At 47.7% G+C, this 16,587-nt stretch carries 10 protein-coding genes; 8 read left to right on the forward strand and 2 right to left on the reverse strand.

The genetic code is table 11. From position 1 onward, the window contains the following. Positions 1 to 11: 11 nt before the first annotated feature. Positions 12 to 695 (reverse strand): hypothetical protein, encoded by a 684-nt coding sequence (locus PAEVO_RS07395; protein WP_100536979.1) that lies wholly within the window; start codon positions 693 to 695, stop codon positions 12 to 14. 125 nt (positions 696 to 820) lie between these two features. Between PAEVO_RS07395 and PAEVO_RS07400 the strand changes: the two genes are divergently transcribed. The 4 genes from PAEVO_RS07400 to PAEVO_RS07415 all read left to right on the forward strand — a co-directional run bounded on the left by PAEVO_RS07400 (position 821) and on the right by PAEVO_RS07415 (position 4,578). Next, positions 821 to 1,582, forward strand: coding sequence for a gluconate 2-dehydrogenase subunit 3 family protein (locus tag PAEVO_RS07400; RefSeq protein WP_100536980.1), 762 nt, complete (start codon positions 821 to 823; stop codon positions 1,580 to 1,582). Positions 1,583 to 1,612: 30 nt separating this feature from the next. Beyond that, positions 1,613 to 3,325 carry a GMC family oxidoreductase gene (locus PAEVO_RS07405; protein WP_100536981.1) on the forward strand — a complete coding sequence of 571 codons (1,713 nt, stop codon included), beginning with the start codon at positions 1,613 to 1,615 and terminating at the stop codon, positions 3,323 to 3,325. Between the two features lie 32 nt (positions 3,326 to 3,357). Next, positions 3,358 to 3,735, forward strand: coding sequence for a c-type cytochrome (locus PAEVO_RS07410; protein ID WP_100536982.1), 378 nt, complete (start codon positions 3,358 to 3,360; stop codon positions 3,733 to 3,735). A 132-nt stretch (positions 3,736 to 3,867) separates the two neighbouring features. Next, positions 3,868 to 4,578, forward strand: coding sequence for an alpha/beta hydrolase family protein (locus tag PAEVO_RS07415; protein ID WP_100536983.1), 711 nt, complete (start codon positions 3,868 to 3,870; stop codon positions 4,576 to 4,578). 146 nt (positions 4,579 to 4,724) lie between these two features. Here PAEVO_RS07415 and PAEVO_RS07420 read toward each other — a convergent pair whose 3' ends face one another. Next, positions 4,725 to 5,570 (reverse strand): helix-turn-helix domain-containing protein, encoded by an 846-nt coding sequence (locus PAEVO_RS07420; protein WP_347708125.1) that lies wholly within the window; start codon positions 5,568 to 5,570, stop codon positions 4,725 to 4,727. A 225-nt stretch (positions 5,571 to 5,795) separates the two neighbouring features. Here PAEVO_RS07420 and PAEVO_RS07425 point away from each other — a divergent pair, with 225 nt between their 5' ends. The 4 genes from PAEVO_RS07425 (at position 5,796) to PAEVO_RS07440 (ending at position 16,532) form a co-directional block, all read left to right on the forward strand. Further along, positions 5,796 to 10,250, forward strand: coding sequence for a glycosyl hydrolase family 8 (locus tag PAEVO_RS07425; RefSeq protein ID WP_243390664.1), 4,455 nt, complete (start codon positions 5,796 to 5,798; stop codon positions 10,248 to 10,250). 276 nt (positions 10,251 to 10,526) lie between these two features. Beyond that, positions 10,527 to 11,879, forward strand: coding sequence for an amino acid permease (locus tag PAEVO_RS07430; RefSeq protein ID WP_100536985.1), 1,353 nt, complete (start codon positions 10,527 to 10,529; stop codon positions 11,877 to 11,879). 285 nt (positions 11,880 to 12,164) lie between these two features. After that, positions 12,165 to 13,268 carry a peptidylprolyl isomerase gene (locus PAEVO_RS07435; RefSeq protein WP_243390665.1) on the forward strand — a complete coding sequence of 368 codons (1,104 nt, stop codon included), beginning with the start codon at positions 12,165 to 12,167 and terminating at the stop codon, positions 13,266 to 13,268. Between the two features lie 48 nt (positions 13,269 to 13,316). After that, complete coding sequence (locus PAEVO_RS07440; RefSeq protein ID WP_100536986.1) at positions 13,317 to 16,532, forward strand: discoidin domain-containing protein; 3,216 nt, start codon at positions 13,317 to 13,319, stop codon at positions 16,530 to 16,532. The last annotated feature ends 55 nt before the right edge of the window (positions 16,533 to 16,587 follow it).

Raw genomic sequence — 16,587 nt, forward strand, 5'->3', positions numbered from 1 at the left:
ACTCCTTTACCCTATTTTGTATCCGAAGCCATCCGAAGCAGTTCTGAAATATCTCTGGCTATCGACTCGTCGCGCGGTGCATCATGCAGCTTCGAGGCAATTCGGTCGATCAGCGCAGGAGCTTGCGGATTCGTTACCGTTAGAATTTGCACTTCTTCATTAAACATGCTCTTCACTTGCTCTTTGGCTTGCGACATATTATCGTTGTCCGCAATCTTTGCCCCGCTTACGCCTTCATCCGGCTCGCCTTTGCCTGACATTCCTTCTGTCTGACTTAACACCTTTTGCTGCATGTTGTCATAGTGGTTGGACGAAACCTGTGATTCTGCGCGTGCCAGAACAATCGTGTCATTAAGGACAAAAGCTTTCACCCCATCAATGCCTAGACCTGCAAGTCTTGACTGTACATGGGAAGAGACACCGCCCTCATGCAGGCTGGATGAACCGATCATGCTGTACACGGACATACCCATACCGCTTGTGGTATTGCCATGGACATTGGTCGTTTCGGTTTTCGGCCCATGATAGCTTGGGATGACATCGGTACTGTGCAAGTGCACGGCATCGGCATTACGCTGCTCCATGGATTGTGCATTTTGTTGATTGTCGTCGGTTTGATTTAAGCAGGCTGTTAAAGAAAGAAGCAGTGCCGAGCCCAAAATCGGGCCTTTCCACCTGCTCCACAATTGATTCATGAGCATTCGCCTCCATATCGGTTAGTAATTTTATCATGCCCGGATGGAGAATAATGTATGAATGAAATTTTGATGGGGACAATACCCATTATTCAAAAATGAAGAAGAGTAGGGGTGCAGAGAGTTTGAGCGAACAAGACGAACAACAAACCAAACCATCGAAGCCTGGCAGCTCGCAGACCATGTCACGGCGGAAGTTTCTGAGAAACTCCGGTTATGCCGTGGGAGGGGTCGTGCTGGGCGGTGTGCTCGGTTATCTGCTGCCGAAGCGGGAAACCCCGCCTGCAGCGCCGGCGCCTGAGCAGAATGAAAACAACTACAACCAAGCCTTAATGTTTTTTAACCAGGAACAATACAGGATCACGGAAGCAGCCGTAGAGCGCATTTTTCCTGCGGATGAGAATGGTCCGGGCGCCAAAGAGCTGGGTGCGGCATTCTTCATCGACCATCAGTTGGCCGGTGATTGGGGCTTCAATGCAAGAGATTATATGCAGCCCCCTTTCTATGTTGGAGAGAAAACGCAAGGCTATCAGGGTCGATTAAGACGACGTGAGATATTCTACATTGGTCTCCGCGAGATTCAGAACTACAGCCAAAAAAAGTATCAAAAAGATTTCCCGAGCCTGGCGCCAGAGGAACAGGATGCCGTGTTAACTGCCTTTCAGAACGATGAGGTCAAATTGACAACGATCTCAGCCAGCGGGTTCTTTAACCTGCTGCGCAGCAGCACATTGGAAGGGGTATACAGTGATCCGCTGTACGGCGGCAATAAAAACATGCAGGGCTGGGTCATGCGTCAATATCCGGGTAACCAAATGGCTTATACCAACATCATTGATAAAGATTTCACCGTGATCCCGCCGAAGAGCTTAAAGGATCACCTATAACCGCTCATATATAGCGAAAGGAGTACAGATATGGCCAAAAAATTACCGAAAACGGATGTTGTCATTATCGGCGTCGGCTGGGCTGGCGGGATTATCGCTTCGGAATTGACCAAGAAGGGATTATCCGTTGTCGGATTAGAAAGAGGGAAAGAAAGGGTAACGGAAGACTATTACATGGCTCATGATGAGCTCCGTTACGCGCTTCGGTACGATTTGATGCAGGACCTCTCCAAAGAAACGATTACTTTTCGGAGCACCGAAAAAATACGTGCGCTTCCGATGAGGCAGTATGGTTCGTTCCTGTTAGGGGAGGGGCTCGGAGGGGCCGGCGTCCATTGGAACGGGCAAACGTTCCGTTTCCTGCCCTACGATTTTAAAATCCGGAGCATGACGGAAGAACGATATGGGAAAGATAAAATACCGCCGGAAATGACAATCCAGGACTGGGGTATCACCTACGATCAGCTCGAGCCGTTTTTTGATAAGTTTGAGAAAACGACCGGTATCTCCGGCGAGGAAAATCCCATGGCAGGGAAACGTTCGAATCCTTACCCGACCCCGCCTATGCTCCACACGCCATCTATGAAGATGTTTGCAGAAGCGGCGAAAAATCTGAAGCTCAACCCCTATACGGTGCCTTCAGCCAATCTGTCGGAAAGCTACACGAACCCGGATGGCATTTCCAGAGCGGCCTGCCAGTATTGCGGATACTGCGAGCGCTTTGGCTGCGAATACGGAGCGAAAGCGGACCCTGTCGTTACCGTGATTCCTGTTGCGAAAAAAACCGGGAAATTCGAAATCCGTACCCATTCTTATGTTAGAAGAATTCTGCATAAGGGCGGTAAGGCAACGGGTGTCATGTACACGGACCTAACGACCGGAGAGGAAATCGAACAGCCGGCGGATATCGTAGTATCTACGGGGTATGTATTTAACAATACCCGTTTGATGCTCCTCTCGAAAATCGGCAAACCATACGACTCGTCCAGCGGGACGGGTGTGATTGGCAAAAACTATGCCTATCAGGTTATCAAAGGGAACGCCGCCGGATTTTTTGAGGATAAATTCAATTTATTTGCCGGTGCGGGAAGCCTGGGAATGAGCTTGGACGATTTTAACGGCGACAATTTTGATCACTCGGACTTGAAGTTCATTCATGGAGGGAACATTGCCCATACGGTAACCGGACAAAGGCCAATCCAAAACAATCCGGTTCCGGAGGAATCACCGCGTTGGGGAAAAGAGTTTAAGGCGAATTCCTTAAAGTATGCAAACAGCGTGCTGTCCGTGGGCTCTCAAGGTTCTTCTATGCCATTTCGGCATCACTATCTGGATTTGGATCCCACCTATAAGGACGCATTCGGAGACCCGTTGATTCGAATCACGTTTGATTTCGAAGAGCAGGACCGCCAGTTGGCCAGGTATCTGTCCGATCGCTGCGCGGAGATCGTGCAGGAGATGGGAGGCCAGAACATAATGAAACTGAAGGAACTGGGACCTTACGAAATTACGACATACCAATCGACTCATAATACCGGCGGGGTGATTATGGGAGAGAACCCTGGCAATTCGGCCGTCAACAATTACATGCAAATGTGGGATATGGAAAACTTGTTTGTAGTAGGCGCATCCGCTTTCCCGCATAATAGCGGCTATAATCCGACCGGAACGGTCGGAGCTCTTGCTTATCGCACCGTGGATGGAATTCTGGAGTACAGCAAAAAGGGCGGGCTATTAGTGTAGCCCGCATTTTACAAAAGGAGGCAGTTTCAGACATGTTCAAAAAAGGGTTACTGTTTGTTATGCTTTTGACAACTTTTGCTTTTGCAGCGGTAGCATGCGGCGGCGGCAATACATCCGAGCCTGCTCCTGCTGAAAACGGGGGACAGGCCCCACAAGAAGGAGCAACCGGCGGAGATGCCGGCAATGCTGAAGCAACGTCGCTCTACAATGCCAACTGCATGGCTTGCCACGCAACAGACTTGGCCGGGGGCGGGAATTTCCCAAGCCTGCAAAACGTAGGGTCCAAGTATGATGCTGGCGAAATTGCGGGTATTATTACGAATGGACGCAATGGAATGCCGGCATTCCAAGGCAAGCTGACGGAAGACGAAATTAATGTGCTGTCCCAATGGCTGGCTGCAAAAAAATAAGGTGAACTAAAAATGAAATATGAGGACCCTCATGCTACAATGCAGATAGGAATTGCGTTGTTATCATGGGGGTTTCTTCATATGATTACAACGTAAGAATGGAACACTTTTTTGGAGGTGGACTGTGAAGTCATGACAGAGGCGTTCGTATCCTCCTATAGCACATGTTCAATAAAGTGCCGAACGGTGGTTTGCTTTTTTGCCGGCATCCTCACCTATCGGAATAATTTTGAAGACGCTGCAAGCGAAATCGCCCTTCGATATCCCGATGCCAAAATAGTGGTGATTTTTCCGTATGGGATGGCAAACGGCATAGCGGGTTCCGCATTAATCCGTTTACTAGCCCGGCAGCTTACTCAAGTCGGTTATGACGTGGTTCGAGAGTACTCTCGTCGGGTAGTGAACGCAGGGCAGATCCTCCGCAAGCATGCAGCAGATGCAGATCAACTGATCCTGATCGGTCACAGCGCCGGAGGCGTTATTGCTTATAAGGTTGGGCTATATTTGGAGGAGAATTTTGACTTTCGAGGAATCCATGTATTTGCTGTGGGATGCCCAAAGTTTTATTTGAAGGACATTCCATATAACGACCGCTTTACATATATTACGGGCCAGAATCCGGACAGGATCACCCGAATTGGCAGTTGGCGCAAGCCGGGTTCTAGGGTGTACCGCGGAAGGCCGGGGCGCGAGGTTCAACTGGATTTTAATCCGGATCATCAGGGATGGCGGTTTCATGCCTCTTACTTTCTGAAATCGGCCTGGACGGATTCAAACGAAGCGTTCCATACCAATTCAGTAGATCTGGTATCCAAAATCCATGAATTGTACCCCGGAAACTGATAGTTACGTAATAAATATTATGTAAACTATAAGTGCGTGTAGGTTGTGTCATTTGCTGCCTCATCATGTGAATGGTCAAAGCGGTGAGGAAGAGTTATAGGACAAAGAGCCGAATTCCCTAGAAGGAATTCAGGCTCTTTGTTGCTTTACGGCCGTATATTCGTCTGATGATTTTTACGAAATTTCAGAGGAGAGAGACCGATTATGCTTTTAAACGTGCGGCCGAAATGGGTAGAATTCTCGAAGCCGACGCTTTCGGCGATATCGGAAACCTGCAAATTGGATTCTTTCAACAAATGACATGCTTGCTTGATCCTTACGTTATTCACATACTCGATCAGGGTAAATCCCGTTGATTCCTTGAAGGTTCGACTAAGATGGGAGGGACTTACATGGAATCGGCTGGTGAGTTCCTCTAATGTCAGGCGCTGATCGTAGTGGTGATTGATAAAGTGGGCAATATGGGAGATGCGCTGATGAACCTGGTTGGTTGAGACAGTTATGTATTGACGACCACTGTTTAGAATGCGGTGGATGAACACCAAAAGCTCGGACAGCAGGATTTTGAGATAGAAATTCGACTCTGGGAATCCGTTTGCCGATTCGGCGGCCATCTTCGCAAAAATCCCTTCGACATACCCCTGCTCCTGGCCTTTTAACCGGACGGAACCGGAACCTGCCTGGAATGGGGAGAGGGGATGAAAAGACGAATCCTCGGTTAATAACCCGCCTAAAAATTCCTCTTGAAAGAGCAGCGTTACTCTTTCAAATGGGGCCCCGTTAGGATTGATCAGACGGTGCCCGTCATTCTTGCGAATGAGCAGCATGGAACCGCCCACGAGCTGAAACGGCTGGCTTCCAATACAATAATGCAGTTCGCCCGAGACAATATACAAAATTTCATAAGCGTCGTGATAGTGGAGTGAAGGAATGCTTGACCGGGATTTGCTCTCTCGACTGATATAAAAGGGATCGGAGCAAAAAAAGTTGATGTCATATCACCTCTCACGGAATCCAGCTAGGTCATGATGTCCTCATTGTACCCGAAGCCGTTTGAATTGTTAATCAAAATAACAGCAATATATGTTGAAAATGGCCATTTTTAGATAAGATCCAGCGAGAATCCAGAGAAAACATGGGATATATTCAAGAAGGTGGGATTGAATTGAATCCTCAAGCCAAGCCGTTCATGTTGAACGGGAAAGGGGTTGCAAAGCATGCGAATCAAGAAGAAAAGAGGAAGGAATCCACAGCGGATGGTCTTATTGTTTTTAGCATTATTGTTGATCCCCTGGACATTGCCGGCAAATTCCTATGCCGACTCCGTGACGTCCAAGCCCGAGCTAGCCTCCGATGGACCGGGGAAAGCGGCCGAGGCCTTAATCGCTGAATGGGTCTTCAAGAACAAGGGAGAAGGAGGCATCCATCCTGCAACCGGAGGACAAAACATGTCTTCCTCCATCCTCCAACAGGTCGGAGGATATTTCGAATACTACGACAGCAAAGCCCAAGACATCAGCTATCAGGGCTGGGACAATGGCCAGGGCAAGAAATATTGGTTGGCCATGGTTTCTACTTCAGCCTACAAGAATGTCAAACTATCCTCGGAGCAAAGCTCTTCGGGTTCCGCTCCTAACGATTTCAAAGTACAGGTAAGCACCGACCGAACGGTATGGACGGACGTACCGGGAGGCACTGTTCAGATGAATATGGTTTCAAGTTACAATTGTCCGAATCAATCCTGCATACTCCGTAACATCCCCCTGCCGAATGCAGACGATAAGCAAATGCTGTATATCCGTTGGGTGGTTAACTCCAATAAGCCAGCCAACCCCAAAGATAATCCGAAAGGCATAGGATCGGGAGGTTCCAGTAAGATTCGGAACATTCGCGTAACCGGGGAACCGATATCCGGAACAACGCCTGAACAGCCTACCATCGACTTATCTTATGTTCCGGAACAAGGTGCGGAAAAGGTATCCGTGACGACGCCGATTGAGGTGAAGTTCAACAAACCGATCACGTTAACGGCCAAACAGGACATCACGGTACGGGATGGCCAGAATCAGGCTGTTCCAAGTCTTGCCGTCGAAGTTATAAACCAAACGACCTTACGCATGGGGCATGGAGGTTTAGGTCAAGGGAAAAGCTACAGGGTTACCATTCCCCAAACCGCGGTCCAAGGAAAAGACGGCTCCCCCCTGATTCGAAATATCGAGTGGAGTTTTACGACTGTAGGTACCGTCTCTTCGCCGAAACTCATTAACATGACCTTGAACGGCGATCCAAGGACGAGCATGGCTTTCGCTTGGTACACGGATACGCCGGCCGGAACCAAAGTCCAGGTTGCCGAATCAACGGGAACCGGAAACCTGTTTCCGAAAGAGGGGGTTCTTGAATTCACCGGATCTTCGGAAGAAATTTCGACTTATATGACCAAGAGTGACAGAACAATCGGAAAGAAGAAAACGTTTTTCAGCCATAAAGCAAGCGCGAATGGATTAAAGCCGGGAACCGATTATGTATTCCGGGTAGGCGATGGTTCGATATGGAGCTCCGTTGGATCGTTTAAAACTGATACGGCGACACCGCAGCCTTATCGCTTTATCGTGGGAGCCGACTCTCAGGCCTCGAGCAAATCAGGCTTTGAACCATGGGCAGATACCTTTAAGAAAGCCTACGAACATATTGGCAACCCCAAATTTCTGATCAATGCCGGCGATCTGGTCGATAATGGCGACTTGGAAGAGCAGTGGCAGTGGATGCTTGGGCTCGCGCAGGAGCATCTGATGAAAGTGCCATTTGTACCCGTACTGGGCGGACACGAAGTGTCGGATTGGGACGGGGACGCCACGACGCCGAATAACAACTTTTACAACCATTTCAATCTGCCACGGAAAGTGGTGGATGCAACACATGACGGCTCGGTTTATTCTTTTGAATACGGCGATGCGCTTTACATGGTCTACAACTCGCAATTTAACGGCAAGCTGAACGAAGACGGCTCCGTCGACTGGGATGATGATCAGCACGAACAGTTTTGGAACCAGATTGATTGGATGCGGAACACGGTGGCGAAGACCGACAAGAAATGGAAGTTCGTCACGCTTCACAAAGCGCCTTATGCAGCCGGCGATAATTCCGCTCAATGGGAAGGAGATCGCGTTGAATTTTACAGAAAAAATCTGATTCCTGTTTTTGACGAGCTTGGCATCGATATGGTGTTCGAGGCTCACGATCATATGTACATGCGTTCCTTCCAAATGTATGGGGACAAGGTCATCGATCCGAAAAAACTGGAAAAAGACGAAGCTGGCAACGTCGTCAATCCTCAAGGAACGGTGTATCTGATGTCCAATGCATTTGGAAACAAATTCTATTACAAGAACGAACCGTATGACGATTACTTCGCGGCAATTAACAACCAGCCGAAGAAAAAAATGTTTACGGATGTGTCGGTTTCGGATCAAATTCTGAAATTCGATGCCTATACGGCCGCTATTGAAGATGAAGGAAAGAGCGGATACGGAAAAAATGGGCTGAAGGTATACGATCATTACGGCATCAAACGAACTGACACCAAACCGGATCCGGTGGAGGGAGCTCAGGTTAAACTCCAAGGTACCAAGGCTACGTTGACCTGGAAGACACCTTCTTCCAGCAAAGAGCAGGTAAGAGGATTCCGTATTTACGAAAAGGATGACAAGATCAGCAAGCATTGGAGCCTCTATGTGCCCGTGAAGTCGGGAACGTCGCAGTACAGTGCCGTCATCGACAAATTAAATCCGGATATCCAATATAATCTGGTGATCAAATCTGTTGGCAGAAGAGACAATTCCAGTCCAGTCACGGTAAGCACGTCGGATCATGCCGAGGGGAATGAGCCTCCATCTGCTGTGGATGGTTTGGCGGGCAAAGGCGTGTCTCCTTTCCAAATTGACCTGACCTGGAGAGCGCCTTCCGGCAAGGCACCGGATCGGTATCATATTTACCGCAACGATCGTCATGTTGGAACAACCAAGGAAATAACGTATATCGATACCGGGCTGACGCCCGACACGGAATATCGGTACAAGGTGACGGCCGTCTCCGCGGGAGGAGTCGAATCGCTGCCGTCTGCAGAAATCCGCTTGAAAACGATGCCTTCTTCGCAAGGCACCGGGCCTTACAAGCGGTTCCCGCAGCATACGGCTTACACCGCCGGCTCGATCAAGCCCAATCATCTGCAACAAGCGCAGCTGGATGCGACCGTTGCTCGGCTGTATGATGAATGGAAGCAGAAATACTTGAAAAAGAAGCCGTATCTTCAATCTTCGGAGCCGGATCAGTACTACGTCTGGTATGCCGACGGGGACTGGTTCCAAGAAGAATATGACGAGGAGCTTAAAGTCAAGTATCAACCGATGACCGTTTCGGAAGCGCACGGATACGGGATGCTAATCACCGCACATATGGCGGGCCATGATCCTAAGGCCAAGGCTTATTTTGACGGGTTATATCGTTATTTCAGAGCACATCCGAGCAAGATCAACCCGGACCTTATGGCTTGGAAGCAGGGCGATACAGGTCAGGCCGTCGTGAATGTCGGCGGTGTTGATTCGGCCACGGATGGTGATATGGATATCGCATACGCTTTGCTCCTTGCGGATCGCCAGTGGGGAAGCGATGGTGAGATCAATTACTTGGCCGAAGCCAAAAAAGTAATCGACGCGATCATGAAGAGCGATGTCAATCACGCTGAGTGGACGTTGAAGCTTGCGGATTGGGTGAGCGACAACGATGCTAAATATGGCAGTGCTACGCGTCCTTCCGATTTTATGCTTCAGCATGTGAAAGACTTTAAAAACGCGAGCGGAGACGCCAATTGGGACCGGGTCATCGACAAAACCTATTCCATTAGCGAAGAAGTATACAAAAAGTACAGTCCGAATGCGGGGCTGCTGCCCGACTTTGTGGAGAAGAAAAACGGCAGCTATGCACCGGCAGATCCGGAATTCCTCGAGTCTGAAACAGATGGAGACTTCAGCTATAACTCTTCGCGTATTCCTTGGCGGATCGGCACGGATGCTCTTATGACTGGGGAAACTCGTGCCAAGGAGCAGCTCAATAAAATGACGTCTTGGATTCGCCAAGCGACCGGGGATGATCCAAGCAAAATATATGGAGGATACAAGCTGGACGGGTCCAAAGCACTCGTGGATTATACGGATACATCATTTTCTGCGCCGATGATGGTTAGCGCCATGATAAATCCGGCCAATCAAGCGTGGCTTAACCGATTATGGGACCACAATGCCTCCATCTCCACGAACGATGACGTCTACTTTGGGAATACGCTGCGTCTTCTAAGCATGATTGTCGTTTCGGGTAACTGGTGGTCACCGACCATCGCGGACACCGAAGCGCCGATGCAGCCAACCATCGAAGAAGCGGTAGCCGTATCCGATTCATCCGTGGAACTGAAATGGATTCCATCTATTGATAATACGGGAATTGCGGAGTATAAGGTTTATCGGAATAATAGCGTTATTGGAACGTCGAACACGACGGATTATAAGGATAGCGGCTTGACGCCGAATACAACGTATCAATATTTTATCGTTTCGTACGATACTTCCGGCAACATGTCCAAAATCAGTAATGTCCGAATCGTCTCGACGGGGAAGCAGTGAATGTAATGCGATGATGATTTTACGATGAAGTGCTCTTCCGCATTGATAGCATGGGCTAAGCGGTAATCATAACGAAGGAATAAAGAGCCTGGGACCAATCCGGGCTCTTTATTGTCCGCTCCTGATAACAACCTATTTACCGTTTGTTTAAGAATAAGGGGGATTAGAGCTATACCTGCTTCCTTATTTGATTGCGAATTTCTTAAGTTGTTTCCTTAGCCGAAAAGGTTATACTTATCAATAGGTTAATTTGAAAGTCATCAGGAGGATATGTGAATGGCAAAACAAGATGAAGTTTCATTACAGAAGAAATTGAGGCCAAGGCATATCAGCTTTATGGCGATGGGCGGTGTAATCGGCACCGGCATATTTAAGGGAAGTGCGGAGACGATCAGTCTCGCCGGTCCGGGCGTTATTTTCTCTTATATCTTTGCAGGACTGCTTCTTCTGGTCGTTATGGGAGCCATGACGGAAATGGCAACGGTATATCCGGGCCGCAATATGAAAGATTTTGTTCGGGAAGCCTTTGGAAAACGGGTTTCTTTTGTCATGGGCTGGATGTATTGTTTCATGTGGCTGTCAGTATGCGTAATTGAAGTGATTGCGGCAGGCAGCTTTCTGCAATACTGGTTTCCGGAGGTTCCGCTGTGGCTGCTGAGCCTTGCAAGCGCGGCGCTCATTATTTTAATCAATATGATGAGTGTTGGAAGTTTTGGCGAAGTGGAATTCTGGCTTGCCGGGATCAAAATCGCCATGATAATTAGTTTTATTGTATTGGGAAGTTTTCTTATGTTTGGCATTATTCCAAGTTCGGACACCCCGTATCTTCAAAATTTCACCGCTCACGGCGGATTTTTGCCAAATGGGTGGTTCGCCATATTCTCGGCTCTGCTTGTCGTTACCTTTTCGTATGGAGGTTCAGAGCTGATCGGTCTCACATTAACCGAAACCGAAAATGCGGAGAAAATCCTGCCTAAAGTCGTGCGCAACTTTATTTTAAGGGTGATTTTGTTCTTTACACTGCCCATCCTGATCATATGCGGATTGATTCCGTGGAACCAACTGGGAGGAGAGGCAAGTCCTTTCGTTCAGGTGTTATCCGCTACGGGATTGCAGGGCACGGCCCATATTATGAATTTCATATTGGTAACGGCCGTGCTGTCGGCAGCCAACTCCGGCATCTATGGTGCGACGCGCATGATTTATTCCATGGCAGCCGCAGGGGAGGCTCCCCGGAGCCTGGCCAAGACCACGAGCAAAGGCATTCCGCTTAATACGCTGAAACTTTGCGCGATCATTCTTTTGGCGGGCTCCCTGCTGGGACTGATCGCGCAAGACCAGTTGTTTCGGATCTTGATGGCGGTTCCGGGCTTCGTTGTGGTGCTGGTATGGATCTGCATTTGTTTCTCGCAGCTGAAGCTTCGCAAAGCATATCCGATGCAGCCCAGCTTCAAGGTGTGGGGTTTCCCTTATGTGACTGGGATTACTGCGCTTTGCCTTTCGGTAATCACGGTTCTTTTCCTCATAGATGGACAGAATCGGGTCAGCATCAGTGTATGCCTGTCCGTTCTGCTGTTATTGGTTGTCTGGTCCATCATGAAATTCAAGAACGAGAGCAGAAGCGGATAATGGAATGGATGTCGGGCTTCAACTTCATGGTCATCGGACAAGCGGAAATGGTGTCATGATCCGGTTGTGAGCCGCATGGCTGCGATTAAGAAAACGGAAAGTACGAAAGAGAAGGCGGCAGAGGAATGAATCCTCTGTCGCTTTTTTTTATGCGTGGGAACAAGTAAAGAAAGTGAAAGGAATGTAAAAAAGGAGAAATTGATAGCGCTTTCTTATGGAAATTATAATGAATTATACATAAATTTGCAGTGGTCTAGGTAGGATCGTGTTCATTAAAAAATCCTAATGACGAAGGTGCTGATGGGTTTGATGGTACATAAATTTTGCAGACTGAAATGGCTGAACATAGTCGGATTCTTAATCTTGATCATCGCGATTATCATTTTTATCGCAAAGCCTGAATTTACACAAACACATCATGAAGACACCTATATCGCGACAGTTGACGGTGTAGAGATTCATATAAGCGAATTTCAAAGAGCCATTCAAGCCAATAGAGCTGGAATTATCAACTATTTCCATGAAAAATATGATGCTGCCCAGTCGGCCGCATTTTGGTCCACGCCATACGGAAATGAAATCCCGCTTGAGTTGATCAAAAAGAAGGCGCTGGAAGATAGCATGAATCTTAAAATTCGACAGATCCTTGCCAAAGAGCAGGGAGTGCTTTCCGATATCAGTTACGACGGTTTTGTACACAACTTCAACCTTGAAAACGAGAGAAGGCAAAAAGCAATCAAGAATCATCAGGTTGTTTTCGGACCCGCTCAATATACGGAGGAAACTTATTTTGAATATGTGATGGGAAATACAACCTTATCGGTCAAAAACCAGCTGATGGATCATGACTGGAAGCCGAATGAACAACAGCTGATTACGTTTTACGAGGCGAATAAGAGCCGGCTTTACGATGCCCCCGCAACGGTGAAGGTACGACAATTATCGTTATCCTTTCTTGATGCAAGTCGGAATGTCGATCCACTTCTTAAGACGCAGGAGAAAAAAAAGATGGAGATTGCCAGGGAGAAAATTTCATCCGGGATTTCATTTGAGCAAGCAGCCAAGGACATCAATCAAGCTGACCAGGTTTCGGAGCAGTTATATAACTTGGACAGCTACAGGCACAACGCCAGAAGTCCGGTAGCTCAAGCTTCAGCCAACCTTCGTCCAGGAGAGGTTAGCGAAATTGTTGAAGAGAACGGCCACTTCTATCTAATCCAATGCATGGAGAAAGGTCAGAAGGGTTCCAAGTATCTGGCATTTGACGAAATTCGAGAACAAGTGTTAAAGGACTTTATCGATAACAAATACGAGGAATACATACGTGAGCGGGTAACCGATGCGCAGGTTGTATTGAATGAGGAGCTGTACAGAAAATTCCAAATGTAACCGCCAATTTGGCATTTACATAAATAAAAATGAAAGGAATGAAGTTGATTGCGCCAATCGTTTTTCAAAAAGCTTATCTGTATGGTTTCGATTTTATCTTTCGTTTGCAATTGGGTTACCGTTTCACCGTCGACTGCTTCTGCAGCCGGAACCACTTATTATGTGGACAGCACAGGAGGAGATGACGGGAATAACGGCACAAGTCAAGACGCTGCATGGAGATCGTTAGATAAAGTTAACGCAACTACCTTTGCCCCAGGCGACAAAATCTTGTTTAAAGCTGGGGAGAGCTGGAACGGCAGGCTGTGGCCTAAAGGTTCAGGTTCAAGCGAACATCCGATTATTATCGATATGTACGGTTCCGGTAGCAAACCATTAATCGCAGGGATTACGTCCGAACTGGAAGCCGTTTTTTTGAAAAACCAGGAGTACTGGGAAATCAACAACCTGGAGGTGACAAACAGCTCGCCGCTGCCTTTTGATCGAGATTGGGAGAATCCGCGGGGCCAAAGACGGGGTGTTTATATTTTAAATGAGGAAGCAGGTTTATTGAACCACATCCATATCAAAAACATGAACATCCATGATGTTGATGGATCATATACCACACGCTCCGGGGGCATCATTTTTGATTCGGTTGGGTCGACTACACCCAGCGCATTTAACGATATTCTCATTGACGGAAATATACTGACGGATGTGGATGCCTATGGAATTTATATAGGTTCCAACTGTATCTTGCGGTATGGAATGGGTGATTTATGGCCATGGGTACCTAAACCATACGGGCCATGGACGCCGTCTACCCATGTGAAAATATCCAATAATACCGTCATTAGAGCTGCAACAGGCGGGATCGCATGGAATGTCACCGATGGAGCGGTGGTCGAGCGCAACACCGTCCAACAAGCTACGTATCTGGCAACCAATGCTTCCATTTGGTGGGCGTATGCGGACAATAATCTCGTTCAATTCAACGAATCGTTTGCCAGTGTGAACGGCGCGGAAGACGGGCATGGCTTCGACGTGGATGCAGGAAACATCGGTTCGTTGGTTCAGTACAATTACAGTCATGATAACGCTGGCGGCTTCATGCTGTTCGTAAACGACACGTACTACACAATCAATACCATCGTCAGATACAACATAAGCCAAAACGACAGGAAAAGTATATTCCGATACAGCGGATCCATTGATCATGTCTATAACTACAATAATACGATTTACGTAGGAAAATCGTCAGGCAACCCGGTCATGAGCGATTACTTCACCAAGGCTTCGGGTGCTCCGCGCAACATTCATAACTATAATAATGTGTACTACAGCGTCGGTGATAAGGGATGGGACTTGACGGGTCAAACATTTGACTACAATGCATATTACGGAGGAAACACATTGGTGCAGGCCGATGCACATAAAATCACGGACGATCCGAGATTCGTTGATCCTGGAAGCGGTGGCAATGGCATGGGTACGGTGAATGGGTACCAATTGCAAGCGGATTCACCACTCCTAGGGGCAGGCATTCGCATAAAAGATAACGGAGGAAGGGATTATTTCGGCAACCCGTTATATAATGGTGCTCCCGATATCGGTGCCCACGAATACGAGGGCGGTGTGCCACCAGCCGGGAATATGCCAGATCCGATCGTCATCGTTCCGAAACGGCCAGCCAGCACACCTGTTGACAATCTAGCTACGCATGCTGTTGCAAGTACGACATTTCAAACGTCATCAACAGGACCGGTCGAAAACATTATTGATAATGATTATGACACGGCATGGGAAACCGATGCTGCGCCAGCATTTCCGAACGATATCACGCTCGATTATGGCAGTCAAACGCTTATGGCCAACCAATTGAAGTTAAATACTAGATACGGAAAAGAAAGGGGGATTACGAACTTTGATCTTGAATACAGCAATGGTTCGGCATGGATTCCCTTACGCACGAACATCAATCTCACTTGGGATCTGAACACGGGCGCGGATGAGATCAAATCCGTGGAATTTCCACTGACTCGATTCTCTCAAATCAGATTGAAGGTCCATGACGGAGCCGGCCAATCGGGGCGAATCGCACTGAACGAACTTGAATTGTATAACAATCCTGAACTGTCCAAAGATATGGTAACCACAACCTTTGCTACAGGAGCAGGCACCATTACTGATATCATCGACAACAATTTGAACTCTGCATGGGGAAGTAGTGGAGATGTGAGTTTTCCTGGTTATATTACCCTTGATTACGGCAATCATAAGGTTCCGGTCAACAAGGTTACATTGGTCACATTTTTCGGAATCGGCCAAGGCATTACAAATTTTGATGTAGAGTATTACGACGGAAGCCGGTGGGTGACGGCATTATCCGACGCATCGGTTGAATGGGAGCTTAACGACAGCACCAAAGAACACCAGAGCGTTTCTTTTCCAACGGTAAACGCCTATAAACTTCGATTAAAGGTTAATGACGGGAATCGGATCTGGGGGAACATTGCGTTAAATGAACTCATCGTTGAGCATATCTCTGATAACGTACCCGTTACTGGAATTATGATTGATAGACCAGAGCTTGTGTTTAATACCTCTTCCGGCCGCAGCGTAGAGCTCCATGCAACGGTTATGCCTGATCATGCAACCAATAAGAATATGACATGGAGCACGAATCAAGTCCAGGTGGCAACGGTAGACAATCATGGAATCGTAACTGCCGTAGGGGAAGGAAGGGCAGTCATCACGGCCACGACGGACGACGGTGATTTTGAGGCCTCCAGCCATATTACGGTGGATTGGACAGCTCCGGAGATTACGATAAATCAAGTGGTAACATCTGAATTCAACACGGGTGTGTTTCAACCCGAATTTGAAGTGGCAGACACGCTGTCAGGCGTCGACCAAGCAAAAACCGAAGTCATGTTGGATGGAAAAGCACTAACGGATCTAATGGATATTCCTTTATACAAACTTGAGCTGGGTACACATACGTTTACGGTAAAAGCTATGGATGCAGCAGGGAATTCATCGACGCAATCCGTAGATTTTCAAGTAAAAACAAGTTATGCTGCTCTTGAGGAACTGGTTCAACGTTTTGCAGACAAGGGCATAATTAACAACAAAGGAATTGCTAACAGTCTGCTGAAAAAATTGCAAAAACAAAACCTAAGCAGTTTCATTTCAGAAGTCCATGCACAAAAAGGGAATCATATCTCCGCCGAAGCTGCGGAATATTTGTTACGCGATGCAGCGACGCTCCTTAACCCATAGCAGATTTTTTATAGCCGTCATTGTCACATTGCCATTGACAATGCCGTCAGATTCA

The sequence above is a fragment of the Paenibacillus sp. GM2FR genome, assembly GCF_002803325.1.
In the GTDB taxonomy this organism is placed as follows: Bacteria; Bacillota; Bacilli; order Paenibacillales; family Paenibacillaceae; genus Paenibacillus_AQ; species Paenibacillus_AQ lautus.